The sequence below is a fragment of the Flavobacterium johnsoniae genome (assembly GCF_001879205.1).
In the GTDB taxonomy this organism is placed as follows: domain Bacteria; phylum Bacteroidota; class Bacteroidia; order Flavobacteriales; family Flavobacteriaceae; genus Flavobacterium; species Flavobacterium johnsoniae_A.
Window position 1 is genome coordinate 441581 of record NZ_MLFK01000002.1, and the last position, 17808, is coordinate 459388.

Genomic DNA, 17808 nt, shown 5'->3' on the forward strand with positions numbered 1-17808 from the left:
TTTCAAATTTTTATGATTTTTTTATTTAGAATTAATATAAATAATATTTATATTTGTTGGAATAAAAGGATTTACGATGAGAGAAATAGAACAGATATATCATAATAATTTTGGAATTGCCTTTTACTGGAAACGAAATAACCAAACCATTCTTGATAAAGTACAATTGGTTTTTAAGGAAACAGGCTTTTATTTCAGCGTATCAGAGCTGAATCACTTTTGCAATTTAATCGAAGACAGTATCATCGAAAATACTTGTTGTGAAGCTTGTGAAATGAAATATTCCTGCCATAAATTTTTATTGAAAACCCCATGTAACTCAATAGATCTTGCCGTTTCCATGACCGAATTAAAATCGATTAAAGATTTGGTTGAAGGTTCTTTGTTCAAAATTGAGCTTGACGAATATGTTTACGGAGTAGGCTTAAATTAAGAATTATTATAAATAAATTAACATCATTTTTTCATTATTGAAATATATTTTGATTGTATTCAAAAAAAAGTATATTTACAACAATGAAAAAAACAGGCATTCTTATTACCCTTTTTGTTTTATCAGTTTTATTAACGAACTGCAGCAACAAATCTGACGAATATATTGATCCGCGCGGTACCGATTACGCTGGTTCCGAAAGCTGCATACAATGTCATCAGGTTCAATATAATATGGCTTTGCAGAGTTCTCACTTTAAAGCTACTGCTCCCGCAATTTCAGGAAATGTTTTAGGCGATTTTGATAAAGGAAATCACACCTTTATCTACGACAAAAACACTAAACTAGTCATGGAAAAACGCAATGACAGTCTTTATCAGGTTTTATATAAAAATGGTAAAGAAGTTGAGGCACATCGTTTTGAAATTGTTTTTGGCGCCAAACATGCGCAGACTTCTGTTTACTGGCGCGATAACAATACTTACGAACTACCTGTTTCTTACTACAACTCTATCAATAATTGGGCGACAAGTCCGGGATTTCCGGCAGATAAACCTTATTTTGACCGAATGGTGCTTAAAGATTGTTATTCTTGCCACGCTTCCAATGCAAGCAGCAGAAACGTCAATCAAAATTCAGCTGAGAAAAACTTCATGTCAATGGACGTTGAAGATATTATAGACAAAAAAACAATTGTTTACGGAATTGACTGCGAACGCTGTCACGGTCCGGCAAAGAAACATGTTGACTTTCATTTAAAAAATCCAAATGTAAAAACAGCAAACAGCATTACAAGCATTAAAACTTTAAACAGACAACAAAAGTTAGATGCCTGCGCTTTATGTCACGCCGGAAATGACGGAATGAAAATAAAATCCCGTTTTGATTTTAAACCGGGAAATAGTTTATCTGAATTTTACAGAGAAACACGAAGTATAAATGACACCGCTCAATTTGATGTGCATGGGAACCAATTTCGTTTAATGGCGCAAAGTAAATGCTTTGTAAACAGCGATAAAATGGATTGTATAACATGTCATAACCCGCATGAAAATGCTTCTAAGAATATGGCTTCTTATTCTAAAATCTGTATGAGCTGTCATCAGGGTTTAAAACACGATGAGAAAACCTTAAAAATAATGCCGGAAAAACTAATGGCAGATAATTGTGTAGAATGCCACATGCCGAAAAAATTATCGGGTGCAATTAAATTCCAGTTATCTAATAGCAAACAGCTTTCTAATTATATTTTAAGAACACACAGAATTGGGATTTATCCGCAAGATAAAAAGTAATTATTTTTCGAATTTCTTAAGTTCAAAAGTTTCACCATCAAAAACGCCATAAGTAAAATACCCAATCCAGTCACCCAGATTTACGTATTTAGCATCTTGTCCAACCTCTATAATCATAGGCAGGTGACGATGCCCAAAAACAAAGTAATTATAATGTTTGGTTTCCAGTTTGCGTTTGGCATATAACACCAGCCATTCGTTTTCTTCTCCCAAAAATTTGACATCTTCATCACCGGAAATCAGTTTATTTTTAACCGATAAATATTGAGCCAGGCTTACCCCAACATCTGGATGAAGCCAGCGGAAAAGCCATTTTGAAAACGGATTTGTGAATACCTTTTTCATTCTTTTATAACCTTTATCGCCAGGACCTTTTCCGTCGCCATGACCAATTAAAAAAGTTTTTCCGTTAAAAGTAAATTCCTTGTTATCGTGATAAACCGGAATACCTAATTCGGTTTCAAAATAATCATTCATCCAAAGATCATGATTTCCCACAAAAAAATAAATAGGAATGCCGCTGTCACGTATTTCGGCCAGTTTGCCTAAAATACGAACGAAACCTTTTGGTACAACGGTTTTATATTCAAACCAAAAATCAAATAAATCTCCCAGCAGAAAAATTGCTTCGGCATCTTCTTTTACCTCATCTAACCAGGCAACAAATTTCTTTTCGCGAGGCAGGCTCAATTCTGGAGTCGGCGCACCAAAATGCTGGTCTGAAGCAAAATATACTTTTTTCATGTAGATTATTAGATTGTTAGACTACTTAGATTTTAGACTTTTGTCTCTCTGAGTGAAGTCGAGGAGTTTTGGAATTTAGAATTTAAATAATTAGCATTTTACAAATTATCACTTGCATACCATTCTGCAAACGAAGATTCTGTTTCCTGAAGTTTAAGCGAAAAAAGAGAAATTCCGTGAGGAAGTCTTGCCACAATCCTTTCGGCAAAATCAACAACCATGTTTTCACTTGTAGGCTGATAATCTACCAAGATAACATGATGACCGCGATTTTTTAATTCATTTGCCAATTCAATATGCGGTGTTGTCTGATTGAAAACAGTTGCATGATCAAATTGATCGACGATCTCTTCTTTTACAATTTTCTTTAGATCCGAAAAGTCAATTACCATTCCGAACTTTACATTCGATCGGTCTGTAATTGGCGAACCAATAACTGTTACCGATAATTTATAACTATGTCCGTGAACGTTTTTGCATTTTCCGTCGTAACCGTACAGTGCATGGCCGGTTTCGAAACTAAATTGTTTTGTAATTCTGATATTACTCATCGATTTTTAATTTAAGGTTGCAAATTTACAAATTAATAACCGTTTTTGTCTCTTTTTTTGGCTCTGTTATACATCCAATACGCAATTCCTATTAAAACTATAAACGGAATGAAAGATCCAATCACAACTCCAATCTGATAACCGCTGTCTGGAGCGTTCTTAATTTTCTCTGCTACATCGACATTCTGAAATAATGAAATAATTTTCATGGTAATTTATTTATAAGCATTTAGCGATATACAAACTTGTCAAGTTTAAAACTTTGACAAAGCTGCTAAAAACAGAGTATCTATTTTTATTTTTTAAACTGCAGTAAAGCATTTCGGCTGAAATCAGACAAAACCAGTTTACCCGTAATGGATGCACGTTCTAAAAGAAGTGATTCCCAGTGTTCTGTTCCTTCCCAGATAATCTTTTTCATTTCTTTTAAAGCTTCCGGATTATAGGAACTCAATTTTTGCGCAAAATTTTCAACATCTTTATCCAGATTAACCGCCTCGCTTAAAACCGAATACAGTCCTTTTTGAAAACCCCAGCCTGCTGATTTCCATTCGTGAGGCGCCAATGTCATTTCGGTCATGGCTGTTTTACCTATTTTACGTGAAACAGCAGGTTCAATAACAAAAGGCCCGATTCCTATTGCAAGTTCAGATAATTTTATATCACTTTCCGGGGTTGCAAAAACATAATCGCAGGCCGAAATAATTCCTACTCCGCCACCGACAGCTTTTCCCTGTACGCGTCCAATAATTAGTTTATTGCAATTACGCATTGCATTTAACAAATGTGCAAAACCAGAGAAAAATTCAGTTCCTTGTTCTTCATTTTGAACTTGTAAAAGTTCATCAAACGAAGCCCCGGAACAAAAAGCTTTCGCTCCTTCGCTTTTTAATACAATTACCGAAACGTTTTTATTTTGACTTAATTCATTGATTTCAGCGGTTAAACGATCTAATAATTGACGTGGAAAAGAATTACTTGCCGGATGCCCAAACTGCACGGTTGCAATAGTATTTCGAAAAGAAGTTTCTAAAGTCCCCTTTGTATTTTCTAAGCTCATAAATATAGATTTAATTGTAAAGTTACGGTTTTGAAAAATATTTCTATCAGATCCCTTTTGAAATTTGTTTTTTGAAAATTAAATGACTTTATTTGCTATCACTTTGGGGGATTAGCTCATTTGGCTAGAACGTCCCGACTACAATCGGGAAGCTGACAAGTTTGATTCGAATTCTAAAGTTTAAATACGGGGGATTAGCTCATTTGGCTAGAGCGCTTGCCTGGCAGGCAAGAGGTGACCGGTTCGAATCCGGTATTCTCCACAAAAAAAATACCCAAACATCTGTTTGGGTATTTTTGTTTATACAAAGATATGTTTTACACTTATATTATATATTCTAAAGTCCTTAACAAATATTATATTGGTTCTTGCCAAAATATTGAGCAGCGTCTTGAAGATCATTTGAATGGCAGAAGTAAATTGTAGAAATACTTATAACTTACAAACCGTCTTTCAATTTTTCAATTATTTTTCATTCGCCGAATCCTCAACATCCACGTCATCCTTTTCAGTTTTTTTAAAATCATTATTAAGCAAATCGGTCAGTTTCTTTTTCTCTTTTTGATTTTTTCTGATCGTCAATACAACCAAAAGAATAACCAGTACAGCCACAACTCCTATTACAATCCAATTAATTTCCATAGTTTTAGTTTTAAATAAAAGTAAAGATTAAAACTATCCCCCATATTATCAAAAGGTTAAACATTACATTCAGGCACTAAAAGCTTAGCTTAATATAATTATAACTTTTGAAAGATCTCTCTTTAAAACTGTTTCTTATTTTTGTGTACCACAAAACATTCAGAAGAGAATATTTACAAAACTGTCCAAACCTTTTAAAATGAATCAAGTCTTAAAAACCAAAATATTCTCATTCTTAAAAAAACTCATCTCAATTGCGATCTTAATTTTTGCTTTTACTTTCTCAGAAATTTATTGGTCAATGGGAAGCCTTTCTGAAAGAGTTTCTAGTGGAAATCCAGACAGCAGTTTTTTTGATGACGCTTATTTATTGTCCTTGTTTACCACTTTTATCCTAACTATTATTTTTTTGTTTCTTACTTTAATAAAAAACATATATTTAAAAATCACAATTGAATTAATATTTCTAATTTCAGTTTGGTTTTTCTGGAATTACAGCATTTTTGTTGATCGTGAATCTTCATGGAGCACTTATCTTTTTAAGGAAGAAATAATTCACACACTTGCATTGTCATTTATTCCTATTTCCGTTTTATCAATTGTTGTGGTATTTGCTTTAAATTTTATCTCAAAAAAATTATGAGTACAAATAAAAAAATAATCTTGCGGGTGTATTTGATTCTCAGTTTTCTCTTTGTGCTAACCGGTTTCTTATATTATTTTAAACAAATAAGCTTACGCGGTTATTACAGCGATGTTTTTCTTTTCTGGCTCTGGCTTTTTATGAGTTTTGTGGTAATTGTAGTTTTCTGGAAAAAAATTACGGCTAAGCTTCTTTTAGCAGCTTTACTGTTGACTTTGGCATTTAGTATTATTCCCATGATGATTCCTTTTTATGCTTTACTACTCTCAACTACATCATTGGGATTAATAAAAGATAAAAACCTGAACGAAAAATATCGGGCGCAAATTGTGGGTTACGGAGTGATGACATCTCCGTGGCTTGAAGTAATTGAAAAGAATGGATTAATTGAAAAAAGGATTATAAAATGCACTGATTCGCAGCTTATGGATGAAAATCCGGATATCAAAATCAGAACTGCAAAAGATATTCTTTTTAATAAAGAAACTGACAGCACCATTACACTCACACTTTTTTATGGCGGGCCTAACAAAACCTTTACATTCAATAAAAAAACAGGAGATATTGCAGCGCAAACGCCTGATCTAAAAAACCTGGTCAAGAAATATGACGGAACATGGTTCAACGAAAGCGAAAAATCTTTTCTCACTTTCTATTTCGAACAAGGATCTGATTATGCTGTAGTAAACACCTGGACTGGAAGCATAGATAAAAAAGAAAATATTGATGCTTATAAAGCTTTTATAAAAGAACGTAAATTAATCCTGCCTGCAGAAAACAGCGATCACCACGCGCCGTACTGCGAAATAGATATAGAAAACAATTTACTTGTTTACAAATGCAATCAGGGACTTAATTTCTCTGACAATTCCCTTACTACAAAAAAACCAATAGCTATAACAAAATACAAACGCATAGCAGATTAATCCTAACACAAATTGTAAATTTTATATCTTGTACAATCTATTTAATCCCCCATTATTTATGAAAATAAAACTATACGCCGTGTCTACATTTCTTGTACTGTTACTTTTTTCTTGTAAAAAAGAAAACACCAAAACCGCCCAACCCAATTTGGTTGAAAAAACAGAAACTAAAACCGACACTTTACAAGAAGTCGAAGACGGTCCGAGAAAAGAAAGTATCAATTTATTTACCCTTACTCCAAAAGACAGCAGTGATGTTGCTTTTGTTTCTCTTTCTGACATTTATCCTGTAAGCGACGAAAAAGACACCCTTACTTTACCCAATATTGAAAAAATAGGAAAATACAATGCAGAGTATTTTTCTTTTGAGAAGAACTACAGAAAAAGATTTTTATCGAAAACCAATATAGCCGAAACTGATTCTGTTTTTGTCTATGATTATGCTAAAAACAAACTGGCTTCTTTTGCCGTAAAAAACCTAAAAACAGCCGCGATGCTAAACGGATATTCATCCGGAGAAGATTGGCCGTATCAAAATTACGATTTCATGATTGGTTTCGAAATCAGTAAAAAATATTTAAACGGATTTAGCGAATATTATAGAGATGCACTAGTATATGTTGGTAAAGAAAATCCATTTTCGAAAGAACGTTTAAAGCCAATTGCCTGGAAAAAAATTGCCGTAAAAGACTATCCTTCTAAAGCAATGAAAAATAAAGATCGTACTTTGTTAAAAGGCAAAACTACTGGTAATACCTACTCTTTTAAAACTGACAGCTATCAATATTTTTTACAGGATTATTTAGACAGCAATAAAACAATTTATGGCAGACGTCTTTTAGTTGTCGATTCTAAAACGAAAGACATTATACTTGAGAAACTGTACAGCCAAAGCGAAGGCACCTCGCCTGCTCCTTTAAATTATGAAGAAGGAGACGATGCGATTAACCAATGGACAGGAAAGCTCTTTAAAGACAAACCTGCAGTTGTTTTTGGTTTCGAATATCATTCATTTGGATGTCCGGAAATTTCAATTATAGATAAATCAAACGAAGAAATTTATCTGCAATGCGATAATCGTCATTAAGAAAATATTGACCAACAATAGTAATTCTAACAACATGGAACAAATAAAAACACGCATCGCCGAATGTGAACTGGAATATGATGAAATAAAGGAATCTTCTCCTGCTTCAGATGAAGAAATACAACAATTAGCTTCTTATTTTTCTCTGCCTTTGCCCGAAGAATTGATCCGCTTTTATAAAACTATCGGCGGCATAGAATCTGATGATATTTTCTGTATTTCGTCTGCTGAAAATCTAATCCGATACATCGAACAAAGAGCCGATTTTGCTCATAATTCGACAGGTATTATTGATACGATTATTGCTTATTGGGGAAATGACAGACCAGAATTACAAAAATATCAGCTGCTAACCCAGGAAGAAACCGCAAAAATTAATGCGTCCTTCCAATGCATCGGCTGGATGACGTCAGAAGAAGATGTTGAGGAAAGCAGCGAATATGTTATTTTTGATCAAAACGGAAACTTTACCAACGTTTACTGCCACCAAGATGATATTAAAGCGGCCACAGATCAATTATTGAAATTTTTAGAATCTGGACTTCCAAAAAGAACTCTTAAAAATGTACTTGACGAATTGTTTAAAAGAGCCGAAGGAACTTTAAGTCGTTGGGATTAAGTATTGAATTCTAAATCTCTGTAATCAAACCAATAACAAGCTAAAATCTTACATCATGTCTGAATTAAGTTCTTTATTCTGTAAAGTAAAAATTGCGAAACCGCAGCTGGAAAAGTTTTTAAGCAGTCCGCCTGAAGAACCTGACTTAAATAAAAACTGGATCGATTGGTGGGACAGCCGCAAAATGTATTCGAAAATGGAACTGACTCCAGAATTACTGCGCACTTATAGCGATAACACCAATCAGGAAGTTATTGACGGCTGGATCGATTATCCGCAAGCAATGGCTTTTTCAGATTATGATGAAACTACCGAAGAATGGAATTGGGGAATGATGTTTTTTAGCGAAAACTTTACGGAAATGCTGCCTATGTTTGCTTTTATTATAAGCTTGGAAAAATACGTTAGCGAAAGCGTCGAAAATATGGCAATCGTTTTTCCTTTCTTTTGGGGAGATGATGCTGTTCATGCTTATATTAATTTTGAAGATGGAGATGCCATATTAAGTCCGAAAGTTCAAACTTTAAAAGACGTAAATCCGGAGACTGTGGAAAAGACAAAAGATTACCTCAACAAAAAATGGGATCAAATTGCCAAAGAAATGGATTTGGATAATTTGGATTAATCTTTGAAATATGGTGCGAAGTCTACCAACTTCGCACTACTCCAATGTTCCTTTTTATGATTTAAATTCTTTGCAGAATTTCTTCCAAAGAGCCTTCGAGACTTAGCAGCAAAACCTATCGCAGTAAAAACCCCATTCTTATAGACCCATAGAAATATCCCGTATTCGTATTAATTCCCGGATCGTTTAATTCCCTGCCCCGGTAAAGAAAAGAATAGGAAATATTGAAATTGTTGTGACGGTATTTCAAACCGGCCTCGGCATTGAAACGAAGCGGTTCTAAATCGAAAGTTAATGGACTTGTATCGTTAAACATACTGCCTTCGATTGTGGCATCATAAAACTGATAATTAACACTTGGGGCCGCGTAGAAATAAAATTCCCTGATATTTGGCTGCGCATTTGCACTCACCGAAGCATCATGCATATTGGAATCGTAAATAGGCAATAATTTTTTAAAACCAATTCTGGCCATAAAACCTGTTGAAACGCCTGTAAAAATAGTTCCTAAATTCGCTTCAGACTGCCAATGAAGATCGATAAAATCATTGTGTTTCGATGGAAATAATTTCTTCGAATACATCACATGTGCCTGTACGGCAAAGGCATTATGAAGCTGGTTTTCCCAGCCGTATACTTTTTTATATCCAATAATTTTATGAAAGCCAACCTGTGTTTGTTCTCCAAAAGCATTTGGCCCCATAAAACCTACTTGAAAATCAGTTTTTAAAACTGATTCACTTTGATAGAAAAAGCTTCGGCCTGCTTCGGCAAAAAGATAAGCTGTAAAAGGGCGATCATTTTCATGAATTGCCTCTTTGTTAATAAATCTCGGATTGTAGATATATTGGCCAATTCTAAAATCGGTAATTTTTTTATTGATTTTCTCATTATCATTTTTAGATAAAAACCGATAAAAAATTTCCAAACCATTGGTATAATACATATCATTTTTTGATGATGTGTATAAATCATTATCGCTTATAAAACCTATTTCGGTAGTTTTTCCTTGTCCAAAAGTTAACGTTGCTGTCAAAATCAGAAAAGCAAAAAGTGCTTTTTTACTTCCCATCTCCTTTGTAATTGATTTTCCCAACGTAACGCATTTCGCGCACAATTCTTTCTTTTCTTCTGTTAATATAACTTGATGAACCTGTAGCTTTAAATTTTCTCGGATTTGGTAATATCGCCGCAATTCCCGCCGCCTGCATTGGCGTTAAGCTCGAAGCATCACGTCGGTACCAATGTTCTGTTGCGGCATAGGCTCCGTAAACACCATCGCCCATTTCGATACTGTTTAAGTACACTTCCATAATACGTTCTTTGCCCCAGATAATTTCAATTAAAACGGTAAAATAAGCTTCAAGGCCTTTACGGAAATAACTTTTTCCCTGCCATAAAAAGACATTTTTTGCCGTTTGCTGCGAGATTGTGCTTCCGCCGCGAATTCGTCGTCCTCGTTCGTTGCTTTTATATGCTTTTTGAAGCGCTTTAAAATCGAAACCATTATGCGTTAAAAAAGTTCCGTCTTCACTGGCGATAACGGCTTTTTGTAAATTCATTGAGATTTTTTCTATTGGTTCCCAGTCGTGGTCAAAGTAAACTTCTTTTCCGCCTAGTTTATTCTCGATAGCGCGAATAATCATTAAAGGTGTAAAAGGCACGGGAACATATTTAAAAAATATAACTGATCCTATCGATAATCCAAAAAACCACAACATCAATTTAATGAAAAACCATTTTACTTTTTCTCCAAAAGAACGACTGGATTTCTTTGGTGACGCTTTTGGTTTTGGTTTGTTTGCGGTTGTTTTTGGTGCTGGTTTTTTAACTGCCATTATATTAAATCTGCTAATTCGGTTCCTATTAAACTGCCAATTGCTACTCCCATTCCGCCTAAACGCACTCCACAAAACACGTTTTCAGACAGTTGAGAAACAACAGGACTTTTACTATTTCCAACTCCCATAATCCCGCTCCATCGGTGTGCGATCTGGAAATCCTGATTTGGTAAAATTACATTTTTCAGTAAATCTTCCAATCTATTTTGAATAATTTTCGTCTGTCCAAATTCAGTTGTTGTTTCGGTTTCAAAATCCAAGTTTCTTCCTCCGCCAAGAAGAATTCGGTTGTCGATATTTCTAAAATAATAATAACCGCGATCCAGATGAAAAGTACCTTTTATATCTAAGTCCGGAATGGGTTCTGTAATTAAAACCTGCGCTCTTGCAGGCTTTACAGCACCTTTGGTTAAAGTATTCGCAAAACCGTTTGTAGCAAAAAATAATTTACCTGATTTAAAACTAAAATTGGACAAAACCACTTCAACATGGTTTCCAGCATCGGCATAAGAAGTTACCGTCTGCTGATTTAAAATTAAAATATTGGCCGAAACTGCCTGCTTCAACAATTCCTGCATCATATATCCTGTATCAATCTGGGCTTCAAACGGATTAAAAATGAGATAATCCTGAATATTTCCAAATCCAAATCGGTCTGTTTCTTTGGCAAAAACATCGGCTTTAAAAAGTGGTTTTAGAATTTCGTTTATAAAAGACATTTTCGAAATGCATTCATTAAATCCAAATTCATCTTCTTTCAAAAATAATTCGTAACCACCGTGAGGTTTAAAATCAATTGCTTCATCTCCTAATCTTTTTCTTAGCAATTGCAATCCCTTCCAGCGCTTTTCGATTAAATTCACAACTTCTTCTTCTGAATGTGTTTTTAAATCCTCCATAATTTCAGAGAGACTTCCAAAACAGGCAAAACCGGCATTTTTTGTACTGGCTCCCTGTGGTAACATTCCTCTTTCAAGAACCAATATTTTTGCCGCCGGAAATCTTTCACGTAAGCGCAAAGCCGCATGGAGGCCAACGATTCCGCTGCCCACAATTGTGTAATCAATATTTGTAAACCAATTTTTTAGTTCCCAGTAACTTAATTCCATCCTCAGACTTTTTTATAAAAATAATATTTTTATTTAAATCCCAATTTTTAAAATTCCAAAGGTTTTAAAACGTTGTCAGGCTGAGCGTAGTCGAAATCTCTAACCGACATACCCTTCTCCCGAAGCCTCGGGACGCTCAGGGGTATTAACGCAGGTAAAAAGTGAAATTAGATTTTTTATCTAAGTTTTAACAAATTTGAAATTTGGAATTTAAAAGATTGGTATTTTATTGTTGTATTTTTAGCGCACAAAAAAATAGAATTTTTATTATGAAAAAAGTATTATTAACAACCTTAATAATGATGAGTTTAAACGCTATCGGGCAGAATGTTATGTCTCCGGAATTGTTATGGAAACTAGGAAGAGTAACACCCCTTGGAATTTCTAAAGATGCAAAAAATGTGGTTTTTAAGGTTTCGACGCCTTCTGTAGAAGAAAACAAATCGAATTCTAAATTCTACACCATTCCTGTAAACGGAGGAAATGCTGTTGAAATTAAAGATACAAAAGACATCCTGGCAGATAAAAATGTTTCTCCTGACGGGAAATATGTGGTGTACAATGAAGAAGTGAAAATCGATAAAGTTTTAGGTAAAGATTTCTACCCAAAATTAGACAAATCTGATGCTCAAATTTATGACGGTTTAGATTATCGTCATTGGGATACCTGGAATGAAGGGAAATTTAATCACGTTTTTTATAAAGAAAACAAAGACGGAGCAAAAGGAATTGACATTCTGAAAGGTGAAAATTTTGATTCTCCGCAAAAACCTTTTGGCGGTGACGAAGATTATATCTGGTCGCCAGACAGCAAAAGTATTTTTTATGTGTGCAAGAAAAAAGCAGGAACTGCTTACGCAATTTCTACAAACACAGATATTTATGAGTACAATTTAGAAACTCAAAAAACAACAAACAAAACCGAAGGAAATTTAGGTTACGATACGGCACCGCAGTTTTCTCCAACAGGAAATTTGTCATGGTTGCAAATGAAACGTGACGGTTACGAGTCTGACAAAAACGATATTATTGTTGAGTTTAAAGGAATTAAAACAAACCTGACTGCAAACTGGGACGGAACAGTAGATAATTTTATCTGGAGTAAAGACGGAAAAAATGTATTTTTCGTTGCTCCGGTTGATGGTACAAAACAACTTTTTACAGTTAATTTTCCAGGATTAACAAGAATTGCAATTACAGTTCGCCAATTAACTAATGGTGACTTTGATGTAAATGATTTAGTTGGTTTTTCTGGAGATGATATCATCGTTACAAGAACAGATATGAATCATGCCGGAGAAATTTTTTCTTATAATTTAAAGAAAAACTCCTGGAAACAATTATCAAATGTAAATACTGATACTTATAAATCTTTAGCATTAAGCAAAACCGAAAAACGTTACGTTACTACAACTGACGGTAAAAAAATGCTGGTTTGGGTAATTTTACCTCCAAACTTTGATGCTTCTAAAAAATATCCAACTTTATTATTTTGTCAGGGCGGACCTCAAAGTCCATTAACACAATCGTATTCTTTCCGTTGGAATTTTTCATTAATGGCCGCTAAAGGTTATGTTGTTGTGGCGCCAAACCGCCGCGGAATGCCTGGACATGGTGTTGAGTGGAACGAACAAATTAGTAAAGACTGGGGCGGACAAGTTATGGATGATTACCTTTCTGCAATTGATGATGTTTCCAAAGAAAACTACGTTGACAAAAACCGTTTAGGATGCGTTGGTGCAAGCTACGGTGGATACTCTGTATTTTATTTAGCTGGAATTCACAAAAACCGTTTTAAAACTTTCATCGCTCACGATGGTGTTTTCAACACAGTTAGTATGTTAGGAACTACCGAGGAAGTTTTCTTCAATAACTGGGATTTTGGCGGGCCTTACTGGGAAAAAGATAATGCTGTGGCTCAAAAAGCGTATACTACATTTAACCCGGCCACTTTAGTTCAAAACTGGAACAGACCAATTTTGATTTTCCAGGGCGGAAAAGATTTCCGTGTGCCAATTGGACAAGGTCAGGAAGCTTTCCAAGCTGCTCAATTAAGAGGAATCAAAAGTAGATTTGTGTATTTCCCGGATGAAAACCACTGGGTTTTAAAACCACAAAATGCTCAGGTTTGGCAGGGAGAATTTTTTAAATGGTTAAACGAAACGCTATAACATTCAAAGTCTCAAAAACGAACCGCAGATTTACACAATCTGCGGTTCGTTTATTTTTAAAACATTGGAATTATATAAATATTCGGTTTGTTTTTACTTTTCTTAAATAGAAATTTTAAATAAATTGCAGGGAATTCCCAATATTAAAAAACTTCCCAACCCCCGATAAATATTATGGAGAGCAAAAAAAGTTATACAGCACTCAAAGTTCTATTCAGTTATGTTGCATTACTTGCTTTGGTTGTTACTGTGGGATGGTTTTTATACTCTGAAAATGTCGTTTATAAAAAATTAGAAGATAAAATTGCTTTCGAAAAAACCAAGATTCTTAGGGTGAGTAAATTATTTTCGAATGTATATAAAACCGAAAGTTTAGCCCGAAAAACAATTCAAACCAATTCTGAAAGTGATTTTAAAAGCTACCTTGTTGAAACAGACTCTTTAAAATCCAGAATTGATACTCTAAAACAAATCGTTACTACTCAATATCAAAAAACACTTTTGGACAGCGTTACGTACCTGCTGTCTGAAAAAACTAAAAATATCAGGCAGTTAAAAACAATAAAAAATAAAGCCGAAGACGAAGTTTCGGTTAATACTGCTATTGATGAAATTACAAAAATGGAGTTTAAACTTCGAAAACTGGAACTTCAGGATTTCAATAAAAACCCCAATCAATTAGGAAGTTATCAGCGAAATGTGTTGCAAAAATATGTTGATTACCTCAATCAGAATATTCCGGATGACAGCACTAATACTTTGAGCAAAAAAGCCTCAGATTCTATTTTGGCCAATTCTAAAAAACTGCTCAGCAATGTAAAACTCAAAGCCGAAAAGAAAAAAGAATCACTGAATTTTGAGGAGAATAAATTGCTTAAAAATGAAATTGCCATTTCGGACCAGCTTCGAAAAGTGCTTCGAATTATCGAAAGAGAAATTATCATTAACTCCATAAAGAACAATTCCTTAAAAGAAAAATCACTTAAAAAAGTCAATGAAATCGTAACGGCTTCGGCCATTATTGGTCTGATATTGACGATCTTTTTTTCTATTCTTATTGTAAGTGATTACTCAAAATCGCAGTTGTATAAAAAACAGCTTGAAATTGCCAATTTCAAAACCAAGAACTTACTAAAAAGCCGCGAACAATTAATTTCGACAGTAAGTCATGATTTAAAAACACCTTTAAGTACAATTGTAGGTTATTCTGAGCTTTTGGGCAATTCAGACATCAATACCAAACAATCTTACTTCGTTAAAAACATTAAAAATTCATCCGAATACATTACGCAGCTGGTTCAGGATTTATTGGATTTTTCCCGAATTGAAGCCGGAAAAATCACGATTGAAAAAGTTCCGTTTTTTCTTCCTGAAGTTATAGAAGATACAGCAAAAAATATCCAGACAGTTTACAAACAAAAAAATATTGATTTGATTATTAATGTCGATGAAAAACTGAATACGAGAATTGTGGGCGATCCGTTTCGATTAAAACAGATTCTGACGAATATTATTGGAAACGCTTATAAATTTACTGAAGAAGGTCATATAAAAATCAGTTCGTATGCTACAGAAAACGAAAACTTTTTTATTATTCGAATCGAAGATACCGGAATTGGCATCGAAAAAGGAAATCAAAAATTAGTTTTTGAAGAGTTTGCGCAGGCCAACGAAAACATTGAGAAAAAATACGGAGGAACAGGCTTAGGGCTGGCTATTTGTCAAAAAATAATTTCGTTTTTAGGCGGAAGATTAACACTGGAAAGTACTTTCGGAAAAGGAAGCACATTTGAAATTAAAATCCCACTGGTTTTTGATCACAGCGAAATTACGGTTGAAGAAATAAAAAGAAATATCGCAAGAAACACAAAAAAGCAGACTTTTATTGTAATCGATGACGATATTAATCTGCTGAATTTAACTAGTGGCGTTTTGAGACAGGACAAGCATGAAGTACTCTCTTTCAGCAGCGCTGTAAAAGCCTTAGAAGCGATTCAGACCGCTAATTTTGATTTTGTGATTACGGATATCCAAATGCCGGAAATGGACGGTTTTATGTTCTTAGAAAAACTTCGTAATTCTAAAAACGGCATTTATCAAAATCAACCCGTAATTGCCTTAACCGGAAGAACAGATTTGGATTCCTCTATTTACACCAAAGCTGGTTTTACAACCGTGGTAAAAAAACCATATTCGCCTAAAATTCTATTGGAAACGATTCAGCACATTTTAGATAATGAAACACTGCCGGAAGTTGAAATACAGGATAAAGAAGAAACAACTTCAACACAACTTTATTCATTAGAAACCCTGAAAGAGTTTTTAGGCAATGATACCGATGCTTTAAAAGATGTACTGAAAGCTTTTATAATAAGCAGCAACGAGAATTTACATTTGCTCGAAAATGCCATCATAGACGAAAACATACCCGAAATTAATTCTATTGCACATAGAATAGCACCAATGTTCAGGCAAATTGAAGCACGTGATATCGGTACTATATTAAAAACACTGGAACAGAATAATCTCGAAATTTCGGATTTGAAAGATATTTTTGCTGCCCTAAAAGCGAAAACAACTAAACTTTTTATCGCTTTAGAACAAGAAATAGTTTAATCGATATTGTATTGCTTCAGTTTATTGTAAAGTGTTTTTCTGGTAATTTTCAGCAATTTTGCTGCTTCAGATTTATTATTCTGTGTTCTGTTTAGCGCATGAATAATGGCTTCTTTTTCATTTTCAGATAATGAAAAATTCCCGCTGAAACCTTGCTGCTGTTTCTGAACCTGAAAAAATTCAACCGGCAATACATCACTTTCTATGAAATCTCCCTGAGTTAAAAGCGTAGCACGTTTAACACAATTTTGCAACTCACGTAAATTTCCCGGCCAGTTGTAATTTTGAAAAATTGAAACCACTTCCGGCGAAAATCCAATAATATCTTTATTTAGCTGCTGATTGGCTTTCTCCAGAAAATAATCGGCAAAAACCATTAAATCTTCATCACGATCTTTTAATGATGGAGACTGAATAGAGAATTCGTTGATTCTATGGTATAAATCTTCCCTAAAATCGCCGTTTTTTACTGCTTCGCGTAAATCTTCATTGGTAGCCGTTATAATGCGGATATCGACGTTTATTTCTTTATTGCTTCCAACGGGTTTAATTTTTCTTTCCTGAAGTGCGCGCAGTAACTGAATTTGGTTTTCATACGAAAGATTTCCAATTTCATCCAGAAAAAGAGTTCCTCCGTTTGCAGCTTCAAAATATCCCATTTTATCGCTGATAGCCCCGGTGAAGGATCCTTTTAAATGTCCGAAAAATTCACTTGCTGCCAATTCTTTTGGAATAGCGCCGCAGTCAACCGCAATAAAATTATTGTTTTTTCTATGACTTTGCTGATGAATACTTTTGGCAATAATTTCTTTTCCGGTTCCGCTTTCTCCGATAATTAAAACCGACATATCAGTTGGGCTTACCAATTGTATATGATCTAAAAGTTTTTTAGAAGCTACAGAAATACCTTTTACAAATTCGTTTTCTGTTGAAGCTGCTTTTTTTGCAGGCTTTTTTTGTTTAACCGGAGTTTCGCTTTCCTCTTCTTCAACCTGATTTTGCAGTGCATTTGTAATTACAAGCAAAACTTCATCAGGATTAAATGGTTTCGAGATATAATCGGCTGCGCCATTTTTTATTGCTTTTACGGCCGTATTAACGTCGGAGTATCCCGTCATTAAAATAACCGGAATTTCGGGATGCGAATTTTTAAATTCAGACATAAGCAGAATACCGTCAGAATCAGGCAGACGAAGATCTGTCAAAATCAAATCGAAAGATTCATTTTTGATTGCTGATCTGGCTTCTGAAGCGGAAAAAGCGACGGATACTTCATATTTGTTTTTTATTAGAAATTTCTCTAATAATTTGCAAAACGAAATATCATCTTCTATTACTAATATCTTTGGCATTTGTTTTTAGGGACTTTTTTGCTAAAATAATACTATTAAAGTTATAATTTCTTAAAATTATGCGAAAAAAAAAGAGATTGCACGACGCAATCTC

19 protein-coding genes and 1 tRNA gene are annotated in these 17808 nt (G+C 34.3%); 11 read left to right on the forward strand and 9 right to left on the reverse strand.

Annotated elements, in window-relative coordinates; all coding sequences use genetic code 11:
- Window positions 1-76: 76 nt before the first annotated feature.
- Window positions 77-433, forward strand: coding sequence for a hypothetical protein (locus tag BKM63_RS04310; protein ID WP_071635403.1), 357 nt, complete (start codon window positions 77-79; stop codon window positions 431-433).
- An 83-nt stretch (window positions 434-516) separates the two neighbouring features.
- Window positions 517-1728 carry a cytochrome c3 family protein gene (locus tag BKM63_RS04315; RefSeq protein ID WP_071635404.1) on the forward strand — a complete coding sequence of 404 codons (1212 nt, stop codon included), beginning with the start codon at window positions 517-519 and terminating at the stop codon, window positions 1726-1728.
- Here the strand turns inward: BKM63_RS04315 and BKM63_RS04320 are convergent, their stop codons facing one another.
- The 4 genes from BKM63_RS04320 to BKM63_RS04330 form a co-directional block, all read right to left on the reverse strand.
- The gene (locus tag BKM63_RS04320) at window positions 1729-2472 is read right to left on the reverse strand and encodes a UDP-2,3-diacylglucosamine diphosphatase (RefSeq protein ID WP_071635405.1); all 744 of its coding nucleotides are present in this window, start codon (window positions 2470-2472) and stop codon (window positions 1729-1731) included.
- A gap of 98 nt (window positions 2473-2570) precedes the next feature.
- On the reverse strand, window positions 2571-3023 hold the full coding sequence (locus BKM63_RS04325) for a 6-pyruvoyl trahydropterin synthase family protein (protein ID WP_071635406.1): 453 nt from the start codon (window positions 3021-3023) through the stop codon (window positions 2571-2573).
- A gap of 32 nt (window positions 3024-3055) precedes the next feature.
- Window positions 3056-3232 carry a hypothetical protein gene (locus BKM63_RS23570; RefSeq protein ID WP_165608747.1) on the reverse strand — a complete coding sequence of 59 codons (177 nt, stop codon included), beginning with the start codon at window positions 3230-3232 and terminating at the stop codon, window positions 3056-3058.
- Window positions 3233-3318: 86 nt separating this feature from the next.
- The gene (locus BKM63_RS04330; protein WP_071635407.1) at window positions 3319-4083 is read right to left on the reverse strand and encodes an enoyl-CoA hydratase/isomerase family protein; all 765 of its coding nucleotides are present in this window, start codon (window positions 4081-4083) and stop codon (window positions 3319-3321) included.
- Between the two features lie 188 nt (window positions 4084-4271).
- Between BKM63_RS04330 and BKM63_RS04335 the strand changes: the two genes are divergently transcribed.
- Both BKM63_RS04335 and BKM63_RS04340 read left to right on the forward strand, forming a co-directional pair.
- Window positions 4272-4345: transfer RNA gene (locus BKM63_RS04335), tRNA-Ala, on the forward strand.
- A 50-nt stretch (window positions 4346-4395) separates the two neighbouring features.
- Complete coding sequence (locus tag BKM63_RS04340; RefSeq protein WP_083572177.1) at window positions 4396-4509, forward strand: GIY-YIG nuclease family protein; 114 nt, start codon at window positions 4396-4398, stop codon at window positions 4507-4509.
- Between the two features lie 39 nt (window positions 4510-4548).
- Here BKM63_RS04340 and BKM63_RS23575 read toward each other — a convergent pair whose 3' ends face one another.
- On the reverse strand, window positions 4549-4725 hold the full coding sequence (locus tag BKM63_RS23575; RefSeq protein ID WP_165608748.1) for a hypothetical protein: 177 nt from the start codon (window positions 4723-4725) through the stop codon (window positions 4549-4551).
- Between the two features lie 199 nt (window positions 4726-4924).
- On the opposite strand from BKM63_RS23575, the gene BKM63_RS04345 reads away from it, so the two are divergent.
- Genes BKM63_RS04345 through BKM63_RS04365 form a run of 5 tightly spaced genes read left to right on the forward strand, consistent with a single transcriptional unit; the run spans window position 4925 to window position 8625 of the window.
- Window positions 4925-5368: a hypothetical protein gene (locus tag BKM63_RS04345; protein WP_071635408.1), complete on the forward strand. Its 444-nt coding sequence runs from the start codon at window positions 4925-4927 to the stop codon at window positions 5366-5368.
- Window positions 5365-6294 (forward strand): hypothetical protein, encoded by a 930-nt coding sequence (locus BKM63_RS23755; protein WP_071635409.1) that lies wholly within the window; start codon window positions 5365-5367, stop codon window positions 6292-6294. The genes BKM63_RS04345 and BKM63_RS23755 overlap by 4 nt, the downstream gene beginning before the upstream one ends.
- A 58-nt stretch (window positions 6295-6352) precedes the next feature.
- The gene (locus BKM63_RS04355; RefSeq protein WP_071635410.1) at window positions 6353-7381 is read left to right on the forward strand and encodes an oxidoreductase; all 1029 of its coding nucleotides are present in this window, start codon (window positions 6353-6355) and stop codon (window positions 7379-7381) included.
- Window positions 7382-7415: 34 nt separating this feature from the next.
- Complete coding sequence (locus BKM63_RS04360; RefSeq protein ID WP_071635411.1) at window positions 7416-8000, forward strand: SMI1/KNR4 family protein; 585 nt, start codon at window positions 7416-7418, stop codon at window positions 7998-8000.
- 55 nt (window positions 8001-8055) lie between these two features.
- Complete coding sequence (locus BKM63_RS04365; RefSeq protein WP_071635412.1) at window positions 8056-8625, forward strand: hypothetical protein; 570 nt, start codon at window positions 8056-8058, stop codon at window positions 8623-8625.
- A gap of 115 nt (window positions 8626-8740) precedes the next feature.
- On the opposite strand, the gene BKM63_RS04370 is transcribed toward BKM63_RS04365, so the two are convergent.
- The 3 genes from BKM63_RS04370 to BKM63_RS04380 are packed head-to-tail and all read right to left on the reverse strand — an operon-like array spanning window position 8741 to window position 11575.
- Window positions 8741-9697: a lipid A deacylase LpxR family protein gene (locus BKM63_RS04370; protein WP_071635413.1), complete on the reverse strand. Its 957-nt coding sequence runs from the start codon at window positions 9695-9697 to the stop codon at window positions 8741-8743.
- The gene (gene mtgA / locus BKM63_RS04375) at window positions 9687-10463 is read right to left on the reverse strand and encodes a monofunctional biosynthetic peptidoglycan transglycosylase (protein ID WP_071635414.1); all 777 of its coding nucleotides are present in this window, start codon (window positions 10461-10463) and stop codon (window positions 9687-9689) included. Before mtgA ends, BKM63_RS04370 begins: the two co-directional genes overlap by 11 nt.
- On the reverse strand, window positions 10463-11575 hold the full coding sequence (locus tag BKM63_RS04380; RefSeq protein ID WP_071635415.1) for an NAD(P)/FAD-dependent oxidoreductase: 1113 nt from the start codon (window positions 11573-11575) through the stop codon (window positions 10463-10465). The genes mtgA and BKM63_RS04380 overlap by 1 nt, the downstream gene beginning before the upstream one ends.
- Window positions 11576-11844: 269 nt before the next feature.
- Here BKM63_RS04380 and BKM63_RS04385 point away from each other — a divergent pair, with 269 nt between their 5' ends.
- Both BKM63_RS04385 and BKM63_RS04390 read left to right on the forward strand, forming a co-directional pair.
- Window positions 11845-13746, forward strand: coding sequence for a S9 family peptidase (locus BKM63_RS04385; RefSeq protein ID WP_071635416.1), 1902 nt, complete (start codon window positions 11845-11847; stop codon window positions 13744-13746).
- A 174-nt stretch (window positions 13747-13920) separates the two neighbouring features.
- Window positions 13921-16362, forward strand: a complete 2442-nt coding sequence (locus tag BKM63_RS04390; protein WP_071635417.1) for an ATP-binding response regulator — start codon at window positions 13921-13923, stop codon at window positions 16360-16362.
- Here BKM63_RS04390 and BKM63_RS04395 read toward each other — a convergent pair.
- The gene (locus BKM63_RS04395; RefSeq protein WP_071635418.1) at window positions 16359-17714 is read right to left on the reverse strand and encodes a sigma-54-dependent transcriptional regulator; all 1356 of its coding nucleotides are present in this window, start codon (window positions 17712-17714) and stop codon (window positions 16359-16361) included. The two genes, BKM63_RS04390 and BKM63_RS04395, sit on opposite strands and share 4 nt — an antisense overlap.
- Window positions 17715-17808 lie beyond the last annotated feature (94 nt).